Consider the following 20000-nt stretch of genomic DNA (forward strand, 5'->3'; position numbering starts at 1 on the left):
GTGGATCAGCGGACTGCCGCCGGTAGCGAGACGGCTTCTGCCTCCGATGCGGACGGCTCGCGCCCAGCCGTGCGAGACACAGCGAAGCGCCGCCAGCACAGGGTGTTTGCCCCCTCCGGACGGAGAAAGCGGAATTCGGCACCGCCGGAACCGGAAACCCGCCTGCGTCCCTCCGCCTCCCGCGTGCCGGGCGGTGCGGAATGGGCGGATCGACGAAGGATGCGGACCGGAGCCGCCGCTAAGGGCGAACAGGCCCGGCATCGGGTGCGGAAACGCACGGTGATCGAACGCCCCCGAGGGTAGACCGCGCCCTGTCCGGGTGCAACAACCACCCCCCGCGTGGCGCACGCTGCCGCCCGGCCTGTGACCAGGTCGTCACCTGGCCACAACCTGCACTCCATCGCGGTCCACCGGCAATTCGGCGACGTCGAAGCCCGTAACGTCCACGCCGGGCGGGAGTATTCCCGTCAGAGTGAGAGCGAGCACAGTCGGCCCGGCCCCGGAGATGGTCGCGGGCACGCCCTGGGCACGCAGCGTGCGCACCAATTCGGTGCTCGCCGGGTACGCCTCGGCGCGGTAATCCTGGTGCAACCGGTCCTCGGTGGCCGCCATCAGCAGTTCGGGCCGCTCGGTGACGGCCAGCACGGCGAGCGCCGCCCGTCCCGCGCTGTGCGCCGCGTCGGCGTGCGGCACCTGCGCCGGCAGGAGTCCGCGCGTCGTGTTGGTGGACGATTTCTCCGCGGGCACCGCGACCACCGGCCGGATCGCCGCGTTCGGCTCCACGCGCTCGGCGCGGAACCGGCCTTCCTCGGACCACGCCACCACGAGCCCGCCGAACAGGCTCGCCGCCGCGTTGTCCGCGTGTCCCTCGAACTCGGCTGCGAGCTGGAGCGCGTCCACGTCGAGCGGACGCTCCGCCAGCGCGTAGCCCAGCGCCACGCCGGTCACCACCGCGGCCGCCGACGACCCGAGGCCGCGCGCGTGCGGAATGCTGTTGTGGCAACGAAGGTGCAGGCCCGGGAGCCGGACGTCCAGATGCTCGCAAGCCCGCCGGAGCGCGCGGACCACCAGATGGGATTCGTCGGTCGGCACGTCCTCGACGCCGCCCGCTCCCGCGTCGAGCACCTCGATCTTCAGGCCGCCCTCGGTGACCTGCAGGTCGACCACGTCGTAGCGGGCCAGCGCCAGCCCGAGCGCGTCGAATCCCGGGCCGAGGTTGGCCGTCGACGCCGGGACCGTCGCGCGGAACGCGGGCAGCGCCGTCATCGGAGGTCCAGCGCCGCCGCCACGGCCGTCGGGTCGACCGCGAGCGGTTCCACCTCGACGTTGCCTTCCAGCGCCGTCGCCGGGTCCTTCAGGCCGTGCCCGGTGACGGTGCAGACGACCTTCGAGCCCTTCGGCAGCCGTCCGTCCGCCGCGGTGGCGAGCAGGCCCGCCACGCTCGTCGCGGACGCGGGCTCCACGAAGACGCCCTCGCGGCGGGCCAGCAGCCGGTACGCCTCAAGGATCTTCTCGTCGGTGATCGCTTCGAAGAGACCGTTGGATTCGGCGCGCGCGTGCACCGCGCCGTCCCACGAAGCCGGGCTGCCGATGCGGATCGCGGTCGCGATGGTGTCCGGGTCGGAGACCGGTTCGCCGTGCACCAGCGGCGCGGCGCCGGCGGCCTGGAAACCGAACATCCGCGGGGTGTTCTTGACCACACCGTCGGCCGCGTACTCCGAATAGCCCTTCCAGTACGCGGTGATGTTGCCCGCGTTGCCGACCGGGAGGCAGTGCACGTCCGGGGCTTCGCCGAGCACGTCGCAGATCTCGAACGCCGCGGTCTTCTGCCCGGCGATGCGCACCGGGTTGACCGAGTTGACCAAGGTGACCGGATAGTCCGCCGCGGTCTTGCGGGCGAGTTCGAGGCAATCGTCGAAGTTGCCGTCGACCTGGAGGATCCGCGCGCCGTGCAGCACCGCCTGGGCGAGCTTGCCCATCGCGATCTTGCCCTGGGGCACCAGCACCGCGCAGGTGAGCCCGGCCCGCGCGGCGTACGCGGCGGCCGAGGCCGAGGTGTTGCCGGTGGACGCGCAGATCACCGCTTTGAGGCCGCTGGCCAGCGCGTGCGTGATCGCCACGGTCATCCCGCGGTCCTTGAACGAGCCGGTCGGGTTCGCGCCCTCGACCTTCAGGTACACCTCGGAGCCAGTCAGCTCCGACAGGTGCGCGGCGGGCAGCAGCGGGGTGTTGCCCTCGCCGAGCGTGACCACGTGCGCCCCGTCGGGGACCGGAATCCGGTCGCGGTACGCCTCGATAATCCCCGGCCACGCACTCATGCTGCCGCCTCGATTCGGAGTTTCACCAAGCACATCAGCGAGGCGGAAGCATGAATATCCATGGTTCGCTTGCAAGCTGCGCTCACTGGTCTTCGCCTTCCACGCGCATCACACTGACAACCTCGTGCACCACATCGAGTTTCGCGATTTCGTCCACAGTGGACTGCAAAGCCGCGTCGGGCGCAAGATGAGTGACCACGACGAGGCTCGCCGTGTCGTTCGCGTCGCGCTGGCGCACCGCGGCGATGCTCACGCCGTGCGCGGCAAACGCTTGCGCCACCTGGGCGAGCACACCCGCGCGGTCCGCGACGTCGAGGCTCACGTGGTAGCGGGTCGGCGTCTGGCCCATCGGCCGCACCGGCAGCGCGGCGTGCGCCGATTCGCGAGGGCCGCGGCCGCCGAGCACCTGGTTGCGCGCCACCGCGACGAGGTCGCCGAGCACCGCGCTGGCGGTCGGCGCACCGCCGGCGCCCTGGCCGTAGAACATCAACTCGCCGGCCGCGTCCGCCTCGACATACACCGCGTTGAACGCGCCGCCGACGCCGGCCAGCTGGTGGCTGCGCGGAATCATCACCGGGTGCACGCGGGCGGACACCGATTCCGCACCGTCGTCCGCCGTCACCCGTTCGCAAATCGCCAACAGCTTCACCGTGCGGCCAAGCGTGCGCGCGGCGGCCAGATCGGACGCCGTGACGTCCGCGATGCCTTCGCGGTGCACGTCTTTCGCGGTGACCCGGGAGTGGAAGGCCAGCGAGGCAAGGATCGCGGCCTTCGACGCGGCGTCGTAGCCGTCGACGTCCGCCGTCGGGTCCGCTTCCGCGTAGCCCAGGCGGCTCGCCTCGTCGAGCGTTTCGGCGTAGCCCGCGCCGGTGGCGTCCATCGCGGAGAGGATGTAGTTGGTGGTGCCGTTGACGATCCCCATCACGCGGGTGATCCGGTCGCCCGCCAGCGATTCGCGCAGCGGGCGCAGCAGCGGGATGGCCCCGGCCACGGCGGCTTCGAAATACAAGTCGACGCCTGCCGCGTCGGCCGCCTCGAACAGTTCGGCCGAATGCTCGGCGAGCAGCGCCTTGTTGGCGGTGACCACGGATTTGCCCGCGTTCAGCGCGGTGAGCAGCCAGCTGCGCACCGGGTCGATCCCGCCGACCAGCTCGACCACGACGTCGACGTCGTCCCGCGCCACGAGCGCGGCAGCGTCGTCGGTCAGCAGTTCGGCGGGCAGTTCCGGGTGCTTGTCCGGGCGCCGGACCGCGATGCCGACCAGTTCCACCGGCGCGCCCGCGCGGGCGGCCAGCTCGCTGGCCTCTTCGGTGAGCAGCCGGGCGACCTCGCTGCCGACCGTGCCGCAGCCGAGCATCGCGACCCGGATGGGCGCGCGGTCCGCAGGAGACGGGCTTTTCGGAGACAGGCTTTTCGGAGACACAGTGGACACTTCTCAAACCTCCAGGCGCAGCATGTCGTCCGTCGTCTCCCTGCGCAGCAGCAGCCGGGCGGCGCCGTTGCGCACGGCGACCACCGCGGGCCGCGGCAGCCGGTTGTAGCCACTGGCCATCGCGTAGCAGTAGGCGCCGGTCGCCGCGACGGCCAGCAGGTCGCCGGGAGCCAGCGTGTCTGGCAGCCAGCAGTCTCGGACGACGATGTCGCCGGACTCACAGTGTTTTCCCACCACGCGAGACAACGCCGGGGTCACCGGCTCGTCGCCGTCGGAGGCGGACCGCGAAACCACGCGGCAGTCGTACACCGCGTCGTAGAGCGCCGTGCGGATGTTGTCGCTCATGCCGCCGTCGACGCTGACGTACCGGCGGGCGGTCTCGTCGCCGAGCGCGACGTCCTTGATCGTGCCGACTTCGTACAGCGTGAACGTGCCCGGACCGGCGATCGCGCGGCCCGGTTCGCCCGCGATGCGCGGCACCGGAAGCTCGGCGTACGCGCATTCCTTGCGGACGATCTCGCGGATCTGCGTGATCATCTGCGAGGGCGGCGGCGGGTTGTCCTTTTCGGTGTAGGCGATACCGAAACCGCCGCCGAGGTCGACGACGTTCATCTGCTCCAGCAGTTCCGGGCCGTGCTCCTTGGCCAGTTCCGCGAGCAGGCCGACGACGCGGCGCGCGGCCACCTCGAACCCGTCGGCGTCGAAGATCTGCGAACCGATGTGGCTGTGCAGGCCGATCAGCTTCAGCGACGGCGCGTTCAGCACCCGGCGCACCGCCTCGGCGGCATCGCCGGAAGCCAGCGAGAAACCGAACTTCTGGTCCTCGTGCGCGGTCGCGATGAACTCGTGGGTGTGCGCCTCGACGCCGACGGTCACCCGGACGAGCACCTTCTGCTCGACCTCGTGCGCGGCGGCGATTTCGGCGAGCCTGGCGATCTCGTAGTACGAGTCGACCACCACGGTGCCGACGCCGGCTTCGACGGCCGCGTCCAGTTCGGCGACCGATTTGTTGTTGCCGTGGAACGTGATCCGCTCCACCGGGAAGTTCGCGCGCTGCGCGACGGCCAGTTCGCCGCCGCTGCAGACGTCGAGGCTCAGCCCCTGCTCGGCCACCCAGCGGGCGACCTCCACGGACAGGAACGCCTTCGACGCGTAGTGCACGAGCGCCGGGTCGTCGAACGCCTCGGCGTAGTCGGCGCAGCGGGACTTGAAGTCCGCCTCGTCGACTACGAACAGCGGCGTGCCGTACGTCTGCGCGAGGTCGCGCACGTCGACGCCAGCGATCCGCACGACGCCGTCGGCGGCGCGGTAAACGTTGCGCGGCCACACTTTCGCGGGCAGCTGGTCGAGTTCGACCGCACTCGCGGGCGGGAACCCGGAGGCGTCGGCATGGGGGTAGACGTCGGCGTGGCGGGGGCCCGCGGGGTGCGCCATTGTTTACATCCGTTCCGGAGCGGAGACACCGAGCAGCGACAGGCCGTTCGCCAGTACCTGGCGCGCGGCTTCGCACAGAGCGAGCCGGGCGTACGTGAGGGGGGTGGCCTCCTCGTCGCCCTGCGGGAGGACCCGGCCCACGGTGTAGAACTTGTGGTACGCGCCGGCCAGTTCCTCGAGGTAGCGGGCCACGCGATGCGGTTCGCGCATCTCCGCCGCCCGCCGCACCACCGCCGGGAATTCGCCGATGGTGCGGATCAGGTCGCCTTCTGCAGGCAGGGTGAGCAGTCCGAAATCGACGTCGGTGCCGGACTCGCCGGACCCGTCGGCCTTGAGCCCGAGGTCCGCCGCGCCGCGCCGCAGCGACGACAGCCGGGCGTGCGCGTACTGCACGTAGTAGACCGGGTTGTCGTTGGAATGCTTGCGCAGCAAGTCCAAATCGATGTCCAAAGAGGAATCGACGGAGTAGCGGATCAGCTCGTAGCGGGCCGGGTCGACGCCGACCGCCTCCACCAGGTCCTCGAGCGTGATCACGGTGCCCGCGCGCTTGGACATCCGCACCGGCTTGCCGTCGCTGACCAGGTTCACCATCTGGCCGATCAGCACCTCGACCGTGCCCGGGTCGTCGCCGAACGCCGCGGCGGCCGCCTTGAGCCGCGCGATGTAGCCGTGGTGGTCCGCGCCGAGCATGTAGATGCACAGGTCGAAGCCGCGGTTGCGCTTGTCCTTGAAGTAGGCGAGGTCGCCCGCGATGTAAGCCGGGTTGCCGTCCTTCTTGAGGACGACCCGGTCCTTGTCGTCGCCGTACTCGCTGGACTTCAGCCACCAGGCGCCGTCGGCGAAGTAGAGGTTGCCGGAGTCCTTGAGCTGCTGCACCGCCGCGTCGACCGCGCCGGATTCGTGCAGCGAGTTCTCGTGGAAGTAGACGTCGAAATCGGTGCCGAACTCGTGCAGGCTCTGCTTGATCTGGCTGAACATCAGCTCGATGCCGATGCGCCGGAAAGTCTCGTGCCGCTCGGTTTCGGGCAGGCTCAGCGCGCTCGGCTCGGCCTTGATCACCTCGGCCGCGATGTCGCTGATGTACCCGCCCGCGTAGCCGTCCTCCGGCGCGGGCTCGCCCTTCGCGGCGGCGATCAGCGAGCGCACGAAGCGGTCGATCTGCGCGCCGGCGTCGTTGAAGTAGTACTCGCGGGTGACGTCCGCGCCCTGCGCGCCGAGCACCCGGCCCAGCGCGTCGCCGACCGCGGCCCAGCGCGTGCCGCCGAGGTGGATCGGACCGGTCGGGTTCGCGGAGACGAACTCCAGGTTGATCCGGGTCCCGGCCAGCGCGTCGCCCCGGCCGTAGGCCGCGCCCGCGGCCAGCACCTGGCGCACGACCTCGCCTTGGGCGTCCGCGGCGAGCCGGAAGTTGAGGAAGCCCGGCCCGGCGACCTCGGCCGCGCTCACGCCGTCCGTCCCCGCGACGACCTCCGCGAGCGCCTCGGCGAACTCGCGCGGCTTCAGCCCGGCTTTCTTGGCCACCTGCAGCGCGAGGTTGGTCGCGTAGTCTCCGTGGTCCGGGTTGCGCGGGCGTTCGATGGTCACGGTCTCCGGCAGCACGGCGGCGTCGACGCCGCGTGCGGCGAGGACCTGCTCGGCGGAGCTGCGGACCAGATCGGCGAGAGCGGCGGGAGTCACTCGCCGGATTCTAGGTGCGCTTCGGCCGCGCGGTCGCGGCGGTACAGGCTGGCGAGACGGCGGGCACACCGGAGGCGGATGTTCCGCTCGCCGGGGCGCCTCGCGGGTGTTCACGGTGATCGCACGCGCGGTCTCTACACTGGTCTACCGGCAGGGGTCCGTCCGGCTCCCTCCCCCGCTCTCACGAGGAGATCTCGGCAATCATGGCCAACGGGACCACCAAGAAGAAGGGCTCGGGCGCGTCCGCGGTCAAGGCGGCGAAGAACCGCTCGGTCGTCGCGGGCAAGCGCACGCCCTGGGGCACCATCATCGGCGTCGTCGTGGTGGTCGCCCTGCTGGCCGGCGTCATCGTCTACTACCTGCAGGCCTCCGCGCCCAAGCGCGACCAGGCCTCCCGGGACGAGGCCGCCGCCGCCTTCGCGCCGACCGCGAGCAATCCGGACCCGTCGAAGAAGATCCCCGGCGTGATCACCAAGCAGTACACCGGTTCGGTGCACATCCTGCCCACCGAACGGGTGGCCTACGACCAGAGCCCGCCGTTCGGCGGCCCGCACGACGGGTACTGGGCCACCTGCACCGGCGTCGTCTACCCGACCGCGGTGCGCAACGAGAACATGGTGCACTCGCTCGAGCACGGCACCGTGTGGATCGCCTACAACCCGGACCAGGTCAAGGGCGACCAGCTGCCGCTGCTCGAGGCGCGGGTCAAGGGCAAGCCGTACACGATGATGTCGCCCTACCCCGGCCTGGACAAGCCGATCTCGCTGCAGTCGTGGGGCCACCAGCTGAAGCTGGACAGCGCCGACGACCCGCGCATCGACCAGTTCATCGCCGCGCTGCGCACCAACCCGAACGGCGTGTACCCGGAGATCGGCGCCTCGTGCGACGCGCTCGGCAAGGGCATGTTCGACCCGAGCAACCCGCCAAAGTTCGACCCGAGCAAGCCGGGCAAGGACGCGAAGCCGATGGACTACAAGGGCAGCACCGGGGCCCAGAACGAGCAGCAGCCGGGCATGCCGGGAACGCCGCCGGCCGGGCAGTGACCGTGGGCCGCTCCGAAAACCACGCTGACCAGGCGGAGTCGGGCGGCGTCGAAGCCGTCCCGTCCTCCGCCGAGAGCGCCGAAGCCGCCGAGTCCGCTCCGGCGGAGCGGACCGGCTGGTCCCGGTGGGTGGTCATCGGCGGCACGCTCATCGCCGTGCTGCTGGTCGGAGCCGCGATCGGCGTCTTCGCGACGCGGCTCACCGACGGCAGCGACGCCGTGCCCGCGACGCCGGGCACGGGTTCGGTCGAGGTCGGCTTCGCCCAGGACATGTCGGTGCACCACCTGCAGGCGGTCACCATGGCCGGCTGGGCGCGCGACCACTCCACCGACCCGGAGGTCCGCCAGCTCGCGTTCGACATCGAGCGCACGCAGAACGAGCAGATCGGGCGGATGAAGGGCTGGCTCATGCTGTGGGACCAGCCGGAGCAGACGACCGGCGCGTACATGAAGTGGATGACCGAGCCGATGGGCCACGCGGGCATGCAGATGCCGACCAGCAGCGCGGCGGGCGGCGCGCCGATGCCGGGCATGGCCACCGACGCGGAGATCGCGAAGCTGCGCACGCTGTCCGGCCGCGCGCTGGACGTCGACTTCCTTCAGCTGATGCTGCGCCACCACCAGGGCGGTGTCGCGATGGCCGAGTACGCGCAGGACCACACGTCCAACAACGCGGTGAAAGCGTTGTGCCGCAGCATGTTGGTGTCTCAGGGCGCGGAAATGGACCAGATGAAGCTCATGCTGAAGGGGCGGAACGCGCAGCCGCTGCCCGCACCCTGACGCTCCTCGAAACCCTCCCAAAAGCTCGTGAGCGCCTCAGCCGCTCACGAGCTTTTGTATGTGGGTCGCGCCAGTTCCTTGATGTCGCCCAGCGTTCCCCACTCGTCGCGGCCCAGCCGGGACAGCGGGCGCAGCCGGTCGATCAGCGGGTGGTCGCCATCGAGGACGTCCTCGTTGACCACGAGGTGCACGACCCGGCCGAACACCACTGTCGAACGGCCGAAACCGACCGTGCTGTGCAGTTCGCATTCGAACGCCACCGGCGATTCCGCCACCCGCGGCGGGCGGACCTTGAGGCTCGGTTCGCGGGTCAGCCCAGCCTCGTCGAATTCGCTCAGTTCCGGCGGGAAATCCGCACCGGTCGCGTTGATCTGCTCGAACAACGGCTCGGGTGCGAGGTTGACTACGAACTCACCCGTCGACTCGACGTTGCGCAGGGTGTCCTTCCGCCCGACCGACGTGAACTGCAGGACCGCGGGCGCGGCCGAGGCGACGGTGAAGAACGAATGCGGCGCGAGGTTGTCGACCCCGGCTCGCGAGGTGCTCGACACCCAGGCGATCGGCCGCGGCACGACGGTCGCGGTCATGAGGTGGTAGAACGCGTTCGGGGCCAGCTGTGCGGGGTCGAAGTCCTTGCGCATGGTCTCCGGTCTACCAGGACAGCTCCGCGCATCTGCGGGCGCATTGCGGTCCTTCGACCTGAAGCGTCGCGTGTTTGATCTCGTAGCGGACCGACAGCAGGTCTTGCGCCTTGGTGAGCACAGTGGACTGTTCGGCGTCGGCCTTCACCGTCAAGTGCGCGGAGGCGACCTCCATGCCCGAGGTCAGCGTCCAGACGTGCAGGTCGTGCACGTCCGCGACCCCTGGCAGCGCGGCGAGTTCGGTGCTGATCTCGCCGACGTCCACCCCGGCGGGCGCGTGCTGGAAGAGGATCCGCAGCGCGCGGCGGGCGAGCGTCCAGGTGCGCGGCAGGACGAACAATCCGATGGCGACACCGATGATCGGGTCGGCGTAGCGCCAGCCGGTGGTGAGCGTGATCGCACCGCTGAGCAGCACGCCGACCGAGCCGATGAGGTCAGCCAGCACCTCGAGGTACGCGCCGCGGACGTTCAGGCTTTCCTTCGCGCCCGAACGCAGCACCAGGAAGGACACGATGTTCGCGACGAGACCGGCCGCGGCGGCGAGCAGCACCGGAAGACCGGGCACCTCCGGCGGGTCCGCGATCCGCCCGATCGCCTCGACCGCCACATACCCGGCGACGCCGAACAGCAGCACCGCATTGGCAAGCGCGGCAAGGACTTCCGCCCGGTACATGCCGAACGTGCGGCTGGGCGTCGGCCCGCTGCGGCGCGCGAGCACGATCGCGGCGAGCGCCATTCCGACGCCGAGGACGTCGGTGAACATGTGCGCGGCGTCGGAGATCAGCGCGAGCGAGCCGGTGGCGAAACCGACGACGAATTCCAGCACCATGAACCCGGCACCGACCGCGAGAGCGATCAGCAGCGCGCGGACGTAGCGGCCGGACGCGCTCGCCGGAGCGGCGGTGTGCCCGTGGCCGTGCCCGTGTCCCATCGCTCGCCTCCCAAGTTTCGGTGTCGAGAGGAATATATAGTGACATGCGCATATGTGCAATACAGGGTAGCCTAACTTCACTCTAATGCCTGGTGAAGGGTTTCTCCCAGCCCTGTTCCGCGAGGTGGGAAAGCTCAGCGCACGAGCCGGAAGAACCCGCGGATCTGCTCGACGAGCGAGGCCGGTTGTTCCATCGCCGCGAAGTGCCCGCCGCGAGGCAGCCGCTCGAACCAGCGCAGGTCGGTGTACTTCAGCTCCGCCTGCCGCCGCGACGGGCGGATGATGTCGCGCGGGTAGACGGAGACGCCGGACGGCGCCGTGACCAGATCGCCGAAGCTGCGGTAGCTCTCCCAGTACAGCCGCGCGGACGACGTCGCCGAGGCAGTGAACCAGTACGCCGAGATCGCGTCGAGGAGTTGCTGCCGAGTGACGGCGTCCTCGGGGTGCCCGTTGTTGTCGGTCCAGGCCCAGAACTTTTCGGCGATCCAGGCCGCCTGCCCCGCGGGCGAGTCGGTGAGGCCGTAGCCGAGCGTTTGCGGACGCGTGCCCTGCTGGCCCGAATACCCCTGGCCGGTGCGCCGGAACTCGGCCGCCGCCCGCAGGCCTTCGCGCTCCTCGTCGGTCTCGTCCTCGAATCGGCCCGGTGGCGCGGCCGCCATGTTGACGTGCACCCCCGCGACCCGCCCCCGCGCCACCTCGCCGAGCGCCCCCGAAACCGCCGAACCCCAGTCGCCGCCCTGCGCGCCGTAGCGGTCGTAGCCGAGCGAGACCATCAACTGGTCCCAGGCCTTGGCGATTTTCTGGACGCCCCAACCGGCTTCATTCGGCTTGTCGCTCCAGCCGTACCCCGGCAACGAAGGCGCCACGACATGAAACGCGTCCGCCGGGTCGCCTCCGTGCGCCCGCGGATCGGTCAGCGGGCCGAGGATGTCGAGGAATTCGAGCACCGAACCGGGCCAGCCGTGCGTGATCACCAGCGGGAACGCGTCCGGCTCCGGAGAACGGAGGTGGACGAAGTGAATCCCGAGCCCGTCGATCTCCTGCCGGAACTGCGGGAAGACGTTGAGCCGGCCGGCGAACCCGAAGTCGTAGTCCTCCGCCCAGCTGCGGCACAGCTCCTGGGCGTAAGCGAGCGGCAGCCCCTGCGACCAGTCGCCGACGGTCTCCGCCTCCGGCCACCTCGTGCGTCGCAACCGCGCCCGCACGTCCTCGATGTCCTGCTCAGCCACCCTGACCTGGAACGGCTCGGCGCGCACCGCCGCCTCCCTCCGTGTCGACGGTTCGACGCTACCGCGCTAAGCACCCTCTGTGCGCGGTCGTGAGGGGGCATGCGCTAGGCTTTGTTCAGTTCGCGCAAGCGAGCCCTCGTAGCTCAGGGGATAGAGCACTGCCCTCCGGAGGCAGGTGTCGCAGGTTCGAATCCTGCCGAGGGCACAGTACTGGCCGATACTCGAAACACCTTCACGGTGCGGGTATCGGCCAATTTCGTGTCCGCCGGACGACCTCACGCCGGGTGGATGAGGCGGCTTTCGTAGGCGAAGATCACCGCCTGGATCCGGTCGCGGAGTTCGAGTTTGTGCAGGATCCGCCCCAGGTGGGATTTCACGGTGGCCTCCGCAAGGTGCAGGGCGGCGGCGATCTCCGCGTTGGACCGGCCGGAGCCCACCTGGACGAGCACCTCGCGCTCGCGGGCGCTGAGCCTGCTCAGCCGTTCGTCGCGGGCGGTGGCGCCGGTTTCGGGGAGGTGGGGGCGGAATTTCTCCAGCAGGCGGCGGGTGATGCGCGGGGAGACGACCGCGTCGCCGGCGGCCACGGTGCGGATCGCGGCGAGGAGTTCCTCGGGCCTGGTGTTCTTGAGCAGGAAGCCCGAGGCTCCGGCTTTGAGCCCGGCGAAGGCGTACTCGTCCAGGTCGAAGGTGGTCAGGATCAGCACCCTGGTCCGCGGACAGCTTCGGAGGATCTGCCGGGTCGCCTCGATTCCGTCGGTCACGGGCATGCGGACGTCCATGAGGACGACATCGGGGCTCAGGTCCGCGGCCAGGCGAATGGCGTCGGCGCCGTTCGCGGCTTCGCCGACTGGTTCCAGGTCCGGCTGGGCGTCCACCACCATGCTGAATGCCATGCGCAGCAACGCTTCGTCGTCGGCGATCAGGATGCGGATCGTCATGCGGACTCCGCTGGGCTGCCGAAGACGAGACGGGTGTGCACGCCCCAACCGCCGCTGGGGAGCGGTCCGGCCAGCACTGTCCCGCCGTAGACGGCGGAACGTTCGCGCATGCCGGTGATGCCGTTGCCGGAGCGGGAGGCGGGGGAAACTGGCGGGCCGGTGTCTGTGACGTCCACGGTGACGGTGTCGGCGGCGCATGCGATCCGGACTTTTGCGTGGGTGCCGGTGGGGGTGTGTTTGAGAGTGTTGGTCAAGGCTTCCTGGACCAAGCGGTAGACGGTCAGTTGCGCGGTGGCGGGGATGTGCGCGTGGCTGCCGTCGATGTCGAGTTCGGTGGGGAGCCCGGCGGCGCACATCTGGCCGGCGAGGGTCTCCAGTTGCGCGATGCCGGGCAGCGGGTGGCGTGCCGCGTCCGGTTCGTCGGAGCGCAGGACGCCGAGCGAACGCCGCATGTCAGTCAGTGCCTGCCTGCCGGTTTCGGAGACCTGGAGCATCGCGGTGGTCGCTTTGGCCGGCGACGAATGCTGCGCGTAGACGGCGGCATCGGTGAGCGCGACCATGACGGACAGGTTGTGCGTGACGATGTCGTGCATCTCCCTGGTGATCCGGGCCCGTTCCTCAGCGACGGCCCGTTCCCGCACGGCTTCCAGGTAGGCGCGCGCGGTCCGGTTGTTCACCCCGAGGACGGCCGCGGCGACGACCATCGCGGTGAGTGCGGCGAACGGGGTCAGGAACGCACCGTCGCTCGCCCAGCGCAGGCAGGCGAGGACGGCCCCGATCTCCACCACGACAACAGCGACGAGCGTGACGCGCTTGCCCGCGTTCGCGGCCACTGTGTAGAGCGCCACCAGCAGTGCGATGTCCGCGGGCAGTTGGACTCCCACCAGCCATTGGACAGCGGCCGCGAGCGCCACCGCGCCGAACACCGCGAGCGGGGCCCGGCGTCGCCACACCAAAGGCAACGCGAGTGCGACGGTGAGCGCGGCGGCCACCGGCAACTCCGCGGGTGCCCACATGGTCAAGACGTGAAGCAGGAGAAGCGCGGGCAGCAGCGAATCCCATGCTGTGGTCTTCACAACGCAAGAGTAGGCCGACGGCTCGCCGCGCACATGCGCCTGCGGTCTGACCGAGGCGGACCGGATTGCGACTGCAGAAGGAGTCTCGATACCTCCTGTGGTCGTAGCCCGGCCGCTGTTCCCGGGTGCCGATTGCCACTGGAGACGGCACGGGAATCGCGCCCGGAGAGCGATGTGGCGGCACGGGCCCGGCACCGAATATGGCGAGATGAACCTGTCCCCGCTGGAAATCCTGACGTTGCTCGGTGCCGTCGCGCTGGTGGTCGCGCGCTGGCTGCCCTCCGCTGCTCGCCCGCGCGTCACCGTCGCGGCGGGAGTGGTGTTCCTGCTGTCCGCGATCGTGCTGTGCGTGACCGGGATCCGCTGGCAGCTGTTGCCGGTGCTGGCGGGTGGTGCCGTCGCCGCGCCGTTCGCTTTCTCCCCGCTGGTACGAAGCCGCGCTCGGCGGGCTCGTTGGTGGCTGGCGTTGCCGGGATCGCTGGCCTGTGTCTGCCTGATCGCCACCGGCCCCGTGACGGCGTGGGCCTTTCCCGTCCCCGTCTTCCCCACGCCTTCCGGCGGCTTCGCGATCGGCACCCGGGTGCTGCAGTGGACCGACCCGGACCGCCCCGAGACCTTCACCGCCGATCCGCACGACCGGCGCACGGTCGTCGCCCAGCTCTGGTACCCCGCGCAGAACAGCCCAGCTGACGTACAGCGTGCCCAATACCTCGGACGCACGGAAAACGAAGCGCGCACCGTCTCCGAAGCACTCGCCGGCGGAGTCGGCCTGCCGGGTTTCCTGTTCGACGGTGTTCCGCGCGCCCGTACGCACGCGATTCCCGACGCCCCGGTGGCCGTCCAAGGAGGACGGTTCCCGATTGTGCTGTTCTCGCCGGGGTCCAGCGGAGTGCGCACGCAGAACACCGCGTGGGCAGAGGAAATCGCCAGCCACGGTTACGTGGTCGTCGCGCTCGACCACCCGTACGACTCCGCCGCCGTCGTGCTCGCCGACGGCCGGACGATCACCAGCGCGACCGTCTCCACCGGCGACCGCGAGGAGGACGACCGGCTGGGCGCAGACTGGACCGCGATCCGAGCCGCCGACCTCAGCTTCGCGCTGACCCGGCTGGAGGGCCTCAGCGCAGACCCGCTGACCGGACGCCTGGACACCGGCCGGGTCGCCGTGACCGGGCATTCCATGGGCGGTGCCGCCGCACTGCAGGCAGCCAGGCGGGACCATCGCTTCGCCGCCGTCGTCAACCTGGACGGTTACCCTCGCGGTCCTCTGTCGCCCGGCCTCGATCAGCCGACGCTCGCACTCACCCAGACCGTCACCCCGGCTACCGATCCGCGCTACCTGCCTCAGCTCACCGAGGTGCTCACGCGCGGCACGGCGACGAACTACCGGCTCACCGTCCCCGGCGCCGCGCACCTCACCTTTACGGACGGCCCGTTGTATTTGCCGCCGGTGCCGTCGATCGTCGGCTCGCTGGGGCGCGCCGAGGGCCCGCGTGTGGTCGCCGCTGCCAGTTTGGCGTTTCTGGATTCGGTGCTGCGTAAGGGATCCAGCGATCTGGTGGGCGCTTTGTCTGCCTACGGCGAGGTTAGCGTGTTTCGCCATGGCCGATGACCGGCTCGTCGCGTCCTCCCGCTGCGCGGGGAGCGATTCGGCGGCTATCACCGCGAGCAACCGTTCAAGCTCGTCGCTGCGACCGTGCTCGGACAGCATCGCGGCCTCAGCTCGCGCGAGATAGCCAGCGTTCTCCTCGCCGCGGATGAAACCGAGGTCGCGCTGCCGGATTTGCTCGGTCATCGGCTCGCGATCGAGGAGCGCCGTCAAGAACGGCCAGCCGTCGTCGGCGAGACGGGCGGCCATGTCGCGCACGGCGACTGCGCTGTCCCGTCGTCCGGTGATCTCCCACCACACGTCGCTGCCGGGCCGCGTGCCGGTGGAGTGCAACCGTTTGAGGTAGAGGCCCAGCCTCTCGGCGATCGGCTTCGGCAGGCGGCCAAAAGTGCGTTCTTGCCAACAGCACGCAGGGCCTCGCGAAGCGCGATCTGGGCGGTCACAAAGCCGAACATGACAGACCGCTGTCCCGCCAGCTACGACGAACGGCGGTTGTCCCCCGCCCCGCCACCAGGTATTTCTATTTTTACAACGTTGTAACGAGTGGAGGCTGGTCTCCGTGCCGCTGAACCGCAGACACTTCGTCGCCGGGACCGTCGCCACTCTGCTCGCCACGGCGTCCGCCGGGACCGCTGAGGCCGGGCGCAGACGCGGCGGGTTTTACAGACCGAACGCGGCCCCGCTCTCCCCCACCGCGTTCCTCAAACTCCCGCCCGGCGCGGTCAAGCCGCGGGGATGGCTCGCCGGCCAACTGCGGCTCCAGCTCGACGGCCTCTGCGGCCACTACCCCGAGACGTCGCACTTCCTCGACTTCGACACCACCGGCTGGGTGCATCCCGAACGCGGCGGCTGGGAGGAGCTGCCGTACTGGCTGCGCGGGTACGTCGACCTCGCCATCGTGACCGGGGACGGCACCGCGCTGGCCTCCGCCCGTCGATGGATCGACGCGATCCTCGCCACCCAGCAGGCCGACGGCTTCTTCGGCCCGAGCGAACTGCGCACCAAGTTCCGGGGCGGACCGCACTTCTGGCCGTACCTGCCGATGATCCAGGCGCTGCGATCCTGGCAGGAGTACTCCGGCGACGGGCGAATCATCCCGCTGCTGAGCCGATTTTTCCGGTACATGAACGCGCAAAGCACCGACATCTTCGACGCGGACTGGCTGAACATGCGCTGGGGCGACGGCCTCGACAGTATCTTCTGGCTGTTCAATCGCACCGGCGACACGTTCCTCCTCGACCTCGCCGACAAGATCCACCGCTACGGGGCGAATTGGGTCGGCAATCTGCCGAGCCTGCACAACGTCAATGTGGCACAGGGATTCCGTGAGCCCGCGCAGTACGCGCTGCGGTCCGGCGACGCGAAGCTGATCCAAGCGTCCTATCAGGACTATGCCCAGATCATGGCTGTCTACGGCCAATTCGCCGGCGGCGGGTTCGCCGGGGACGAGAACGCTCGGCCAGGATACGGCGACCCGAGGCAGGGCTTCGAAACCTGCGGAATCGTCGAGTTCATGGCCAGCCATCAGCTGCTCACCCGGCTGACCGGGGACCCGGTGTGGGCCGACCGCTGCGAGGATCTCGCTTTCAATTCCCTTCCTGCCGCGCTCGATCCGGCTGGGCGCGCGGTGCATTACATCACCAGCGCGAACAGCATTGATCTCGACAACGTGCCCAAGACCGAAGGCCAGTTCCAGAACGGCTTCGCGATGCAGGCCTATCTTCCCGCCGTCGACCAGTACCGCTGTTGCCCGCACAACTACGGCATGGGCTGGCCGTATTTCACTGAGGAACTCTGGCTGGCCACTCCAGACAACGGTCTCGCGGCGTCGATGTACTCGGCGAGCAGCGTCACGGCGAAGGTCGGCGACGGCACTTCCGTGACTGTCGACGAGGACACCGCGTATCCGTTCTCGGAGACAATCACCTTCACCGTCCGGGCACCGAAACCGCTGAATTTTCCTTGGTACTTCCGGATTCCGGCCTGGTGCTCGACGCCGCGGCTCACCGTCGGAGGCGCACCGGTCGCGGTTCCGGCCGGGCCGACGTACGCGAAAATCCAGCGGGTATGGCGAAACGGTGACGTCGTCACGTTAACGCTGCCGCAGCGAACCTCCGTGCGAACCTGGCCCTCGAACCATGATTCGTTGTCAGTCGATCACGGTCCGCTGACGTACTCGCTGCAGATCGGCGAACAGTACGAACAGCTCGGCGGTTCCGCGCAGTTCCCGGAATACGCCGTGCACGCGACCACGCCTTGGAATTACGGCCTGGTCGGCGACGCTTCGGCGATGACGTTCGCCGCTGCCGGCGGACCGTTGCCGGACAACCCATTCACGCCGGACACCACGCCGGTCCGGATCACTGCGCCCGCCCGGAAAATCGCCGAATGGACCGCGGACGACCAGCATGTCGTGACCCCGTTGCAGCCGTCGCCAGCGCGCAGTACGGCGGAGGTCGAGTCGGTGACGTTGATCCCGATGGGCGCGGCGCGGCTGCGGATCACGTCCTTCCCGACAGCCGCACCTGACGGCACTCCGTGGTTGCCTGGCGGCGGCGGGGCCGGGTTCCGGATCGCGAATCTCAACTCCGGCAAAGTACTCGGGGTAGACCGGATGTCCACTGCAGACAGTGCACAGGTGGTGCAGTACACCGACAACAGCACCGCGGACCACCTCTGGCACCTGGTCCCCAACGGCGACGGCTGGTACCGGATCCGCAACCACAACTCGGCCAAGGTGCTCGGCGTCGATCTGATGTCCACCGCGGACAGCGCGCAGGTCGTCCAGTACACCGACAATGGCACCGCGGATCATCTCTGGCAGCTGATCGACAACGGCGACGGCTGGTTCCGGATCGTCAACCGCAACTCCGGCAAGGTGCTCAGCGTCGACCGGATGTCCACTGCGGACAGTGCCCGAGTGGTCCAGTACACCGACAACGGGACCGCCGATCATCTGTGGCAGCTAGTGCCGGACGGCCAGATCCGGATCGAGAACCAGAATTCGGCGAAGGTGCTCGGCGTCGACCGGATGTCGACCGCCGACAGCGCGCGGGTCGTCCAGTTCGGCGACACCGGCACCGCCGATCACCTGTGGACCTTCGAAGCGGCCGGAGGCTGGCTGCGGATCCGCAACGTCAACTCGGGCAAGGTGCTCGGCGTGGACCTGATGTCCACTACGGACAGCGCGATCGTGGTGCAGTACGCCGACAACGGCACTCCAGACCATGACTGGCGGCTGCTCGACGACGGCAGCGGCTGGTTCCGGGTCGTCAACCGCAACTCCGGCAAGGTACTCGGAGTGGACCGCATGTCCACTGCGGACAGTGCACAGGTCGTGCAGTTCAGCGACAACGGGACCGCGGACCATCGGTGGAGGTTGCGCTAGACCGGCCGGTCGGCCTTCCCGCTTTCGGCGACCCGCAGCAACGCCTTCCCGATCACCGCTGCCTCCTCGTCGCTGACGTGCGCCGAGAAGTGCCGTTCGATGCTTCGCAGGTAGACCGGCGCGGTCTTGCGCAGCGCGCGGACGCCCTCGTCGGTGATCACCGCCCAGCTGACCCGGCGGTCGTCCGGCTCCGGACGCTTCGTCACCAGCTCGGCGCGCACCATCTCGTCGACCAGCCGGCTCACCCGCGTCCGGCTGAGCACCACCCGGTCGGCGACCTCCGCCATCCGCAGCCCCTTCTTGCCGGCCGCGTTCAGTTCCAGCAGGACGTCGTACCAGGCCAAGGGCACGGTGCCGCCTCGTTGCACGTCGGTTTCGATGGCTCGCACCGCGGCGCTGTGCGCGAGCAGCATCGCCCGCCATGCCTCGAGGCCGATCTTCGGGTCGCTCACGCCTCCAGTGTAGGTCATTGCGTGCGGGCGCACCTAATGCGTAGAGTGCGTGCGTACGCACTTAAATTCTCCGAGGAGGACCGATGGTCCAGCCCATCACGCGGGACGAGGTCAAGCGGCGGATCGACGCCGGATCGGCGATCGTCGTCGAGGCCCTGCCCGCTGACTACTACGCGAAGGCGCACCTGCCCGGCGCGCTCAACCTGCCGGTGGACGACGTCGAGAAGCTCGCCCCCGTTCTGTTGCCGCACAAGGATTCCGCAGTGATCGTCTACTGTGCCGACTCGCCCTGCCAGAACTCGGGCACTGTCGCGAAGCATCTGTCGAAGCTCGGATACACCCAGGTTTTCGACTACGACGAGGGCAAAGCCGACTGGATCGCGGCCGGACTGCCGACCGAATCCGGCAATTGAAACCCTGGAACAGAAGGGACTGGAACACGACATGACAGACGCAACCCGCATGGTCGCCGGAAGGGAACTTCCCGCCGCGGGGACCTGGAAGGTCGACCCCGGGCACGCCGAAGTCGGTTTCGTGGGCAGACATTTCCTGCTCACCAAGGTCCGCGGCAGGTTCACCGGCGTGGACGCCACGCTGGAAATCGGCGAGCGGATCGAAGACACCACTGTCCGCGCGGTCATCGAGATGGCCACTGTGGACAGTGGAGATCAGACCCGGGACGACCATCTCCGGTCCGGCGATTTCTTCGACGTGGAACAGCACCCGCGAGCCACGTTCGAATCGGTTTCGGTCACGGTGGACGGCAGCACCGCGACCATGGTCGGAAACCTGACCATCAAGGAAGTCTCGCGTCCGGTCACCCTAGCCGTGGAGTATGTCGGGCACGCGCGCGATCCGTGGGGAAACGATCGCGCGGTGTTCTCCGCTCGCGGCAAGATCAACCGCGAGGATTGGGGACTGGTCTGGAACATGGTTCTGGAGTCGGGCGGCCTGCTCGTGTCGAAGGAAATCGAACTCGTGCTGGAGATCGAGGCGATCCGCGCCTCCTGATCGGGGCTCGCTCCATCGGAACCCGTGAAATGGCCGGGTTGG

At 69.3% G+C, this 20000-nt stretch carries 17 protein-coding genes and 1 tRNA gene; 7 read left to right on the top strand and 11 right to left on the bottom strand.

Features of this window, described 5'->3' with window-relative positions:
• Positions 1-375: 375 nt before the first annotated feature.
• The 5 genes from thrB to argS all read right to left on the bottom strand — a co-directional run bounded on the left by thrB (position 376) and on the right by argS (position 6861).
• Complete coding sequence (thrB, locus tag ACZ7OI_RS22260; protein ID WP_470266101.1) at positions 376-1266, bottom strand: homoserine kinase; 891 nt, start codon at positions 1264-1266, stop codon at positions 376-378.
• Positions 1263-2318, bottom strand: a complete 1056-nt coding sequence (gene thrC / locus ACZ7OI_RS22265) for a threonine synthase (RefSeq protein WP_470266102.1) — start codon at positions 2316-2318, stop codon at positions 1263-1265. The genes thrB and thrC overlap by 4 nt, the downstream gene beginning before the upstream one ends.
• A gap of 82 nt (positions 2319-2400) precedes the next feature.
• Complete coding sequence (locus ACZ7OI_RS22270; protein ID WP_470266659.1) at positions 2401-3741, bottom strand: homoserine dehydrogenase; 1341 nt, start codon at positions 3739-3741, stop codon at positions 2401-2403.
• A gap of 12 nt (positions 3742-3753) precedes the next feature.
• Positions 3754-5184 (bottom strand): diaminopimelate decarboxylase, encoded by a 1431-nt coding sequence (gene lysA / locus ACZ7OI_RS22275; RefSeq protein WP_470266103.1) that lies wholly within the window; start codon positions 5182-5184, stop codon positions 3754-3756.
• A 3-nt stretch (positions 5185-5187) separates the two neighbouring features.
• Positions 5188-6861: an arginine--tRNA ligase gene (gene argS / locus ACZ7OI_RS22280; protein ID WP_470266104.1), complete on the bottom strand. Its 1674-nt coding sequence runs from the start codon at positions 6859-6861 to the stop codon at positions 5188-5190.
• A 203-nt stretch (positions 6862-7064) separates the two neighbouring features.
• Here argS and ACZ7OI_RS22285 point away from each other — a divergent pair, with 203 nt between their 5' ends.
• Together ACZ7OI_RS22285 and ACZ7OI_RS22290 are read left to right on the top strand one after the other, a co-directional pair.
• Positions 7065-7904 (top strand): DUF3105 domain-containing protein, encoded by an 840-nt coding sequence (locus ACZ7OI_RS22285; protein ID WP_470266105.1) that lies wholly within the window; start codon positions 7065-7067, stop codon positions 7902-7904.
• Positions 7905-8032: 128 nt separating this feature from the next.
• Complete coding sequence (locus ACZ7OI_RS22290) at positions 8033-8683, top strand: DUF305 domain-containing protein (RefSeq protein ID WP_470266660.1); 651 nt, start codon at positions 8033-8035, stop codon at positions 8681-8683.
• A gap of 44 nt (positions 8684-8727) precedes the next feature.
• Here the strand turns inward: ACZ7OI_RS22290 and ACZ7OI_RS22295 are convergent, their stop codons facing one another.
• The 3 genes from ACZ7OI_RS22295 to ACZ7OI_RS22305 all read right to left on the bottom strand — a co-directional run bounded on the left by ACZ7OI_RS22295 (position 8728) and on the right by ACZ7OI_RS22305 (position 11511).
• Positions 8728-9324 (bottom strand): flavin reductase family protein, encoded by a 597-nt coding sequence (locus ACZ7OI_RS22295; RefSeq protein WP_470266106.1) that lies wholly within the window; start codon positions 9322-9324, stop codon positions 8728-8730.
• A gap of 10 nt (positions 9325-9334) precedes the next feature.
• Complete coding sequence (locus ACZ7OI_RS22300; protein WP_470266107.1) at positions 9335-10255, bottom strand: cation diffusion facilitator family transporter; 921 nt, start codon at positions 10253-10255, stop codon at positions 9335-9337.
• Between the two features lie 134 nt (positions 10256-10389).
• Positions 10390-11511, bottom strand: a complete 1122-nt coding sequence (locus ACZ7OI_RS22305) for an alpha/beta fold hydrolase (RefSeq protein ID WP_470266108.1) — start codon at positions 11509-11511, stop codon at positions 10390-10392.
• A 105-nt stretch (positions 11512-11616) separates the two neighbouring features.
• On the opposite strand from ACZ7OI_RS22305, the gene ACZ7OI_RS22310 reads away from it, so the two are divergent.
• Positions 11617-11689, top strand: a tRNA-Arg gene (locus ACZ7OI_RS22310).
• A gap of 70 nt (positions 11690-11759) precedes the next feature.
• Here ACZ7OI_RS22310 and ACZ7OI_RS22315 read toward each other — a convergent pair.
• Both ACZ7OI_RS22315 and ACZ7OI_RS22320 read right to left on the bottom strand, forming a co-directional pair.
• Positions 11760-12422 carry a response regulator transcription factor gene (locus ACZ7OI_RS22315; RefSeq protein WP_470266109.1) on the bottom strand — a complete coding sequence of 221 codons (663 nt, stop codon included), beginning with the start codon at positions 12420-12422 and terminating at the stop codon, positions 11760-11762.
• Positions 12419-13498 (bottom strand): sensor histidine kinase, encoded by a 1080-nt coding sequence (locus tag ACZ7OI_RS22320; protein WP_470266110.1) that lies wholly within the window; start codon positions 13496-13498, stop codon positions 12419-12421. Before ACZ7OI_RS22320 ends, ACZ7OI_RS22315 begins: the two co-directional genes overlap by 4 nt.
• 208 nt (positions 13499-13706) lie before the next feature.
• Here ACZ7OI_RS22320 and ACZ7OI_RS22325 point away from each other — a divergent pair, with 208 nt between their 5' ends.
• Both ACZ7OI_RS22325 and ACZ7OI_RS22330 read left to right on the top strand, forming a co-directional pair.
• Positions 13707-15110 (top strand): alpha/beta hydrolase family protein, encoded by a 1404-nt coding sequence (locus tag ACZ7OI_RS22325; protein ID WP_470266111.1) that lies wholly within the window; start codon positions 13707-13709, stop codon positions 15108-15110.
• A 556-nt stretch (positions 15111-15666) separates the two neighbouring features.
• Positions 15667-18495: an RICIN domain-containing protein gene (locus ACZ7OI_RS22330; protein WP_470266112.1), complete on the top strand. Its 2829-nt coding sequence runs from the start codon at positions 15667-15669 to the stop codon at positions 18493-18495.
• On the opposite strand, the gene ACZ7OI_RS22335 is transcribed toward ACZ7OI_RS22330, so the two are convergent.
• Positions 18492-18947: a MarR family winged helix-turn-helix transcriptional regulator gene (locus tag ACZ7OI_RS22335; RefSeq protein ID WP_470266113.1), complete on the bottom strand. Its 456-nt coding sequence runs from the start codon at positions 18945-18947 to the stop codon at positions 18492-18494. The genes ACZ7OI_RS22330 and ACZ7OI_RS22335 overlap by 4 nt on opposite strands.
• Positions 18948-19030: 83 nt before the next feature.
• Here ACZ7OI_RS22335 and ACZ7OI_RS22340 point away from each other — a divergent pair, with 83 nt between their 5' ends.
• Positions 19031-19360: a rhodanese-like domain-containing protein gene (locus ACZ7OI_RS22340; protein WP_470266114.1), complete on the top strand. Its 330-nt coding sequence runs from the start codon at positions 19031-19033 to the stop codon at positions 19358-19360.
• Between the two features lie 31 nt (positions 19361-19391).
• Positions 19392-19958 (top strand): YceI family protein, encoded by a 567-nt coding sequence (locus tag ACZ7OI_RS22345; RefSeq protein ID WP_470266115.1) that lies wholly within the window; start codon positions 19392-19394, stop codon positions 19956-19958.
• The last annotated feature ends 42 nt before the right edge of the window (positions 19959-20000 follow it).

Source organism: Amycolatopsis sp. NPDC114503 (assembly GCF_055633655.1).

Excerpts from the sequence above, each read along its gene's own strand:
- thrB (WP_470266101.1), bottom strand. The coding sequence starts at position 1,266 with ATGACGGCGCTGCCCGCGTTCCGCGCGACGGTCCCGGCGTCGACGGCC.
- lysA (WP_470266103.1), bottom strand. The coding sequence starts at position 5,184 with ATGGCGCACCCCGCGGGCCCCCGCCACGCCGACGTCTACCCCCATGCC.
- ACZ7OI_RS22340 (WP_470266114.1), top strand. The coding sequence starts at position 19,031 with ATGGTCCAGCCCATCACGCGGGACGAGGTCAAGCGGCGGATCGACGCC.
- ACZ7OI_RS22325 (WP_470266111.1), top strand. The coding sequence starts at position 13,707 with ATGAACCTGTCCCCGCTGGAAATCCTGACGTTGCTCGGTGCCGTCGCG.
- ACZ7OI_RS22345 (WP_470266115.1), top strand. The coding sequence starts at position 19,392 with ATGACAGACGCAACCCGCATGGTCGCCGGAAGGGAACTTCCCGCCGCG.
- ACZ7OI_RS22285 (WP_470266105.1), top strand. The coding sequence starts at position 7,065 with ATGGCCAACGGGACCACCAAGAAGAAGGGCTCGGGCGCGTCCGCGGTC.
- ACZ7OI_RS22295 (WP_470266106.1), bottom strand. The coding sequence starts at position 9,324 with ATGCGCAAGGACTTCGACCCCGCACAGCTGGCCCCGAACGCGTTCTAC.
- ACZ7OI_RS22315 (WP_470266109.1), bottom strand. The coding sequence starts at position 12,422 with ATGACGATCCGCATCCTGATCGCCGACGACGAAGCGTTGCTGCGCATG.
- ACZ7OI_RS22300 (WP_470266107.1), bottom strand. The coding sequence starts at position 10,255 with ATGGGACACGGGCACGGCCACGGGCACACCGCCGCTCCGGCGAGCGCG.
- thrC (WP_470266102.1), bottom strand. The coding sequence starts at position 2,318 with ATGAGTGCGTGGCCGGGGATTATCGAGGCGTACCGCGACCGGATTCCG.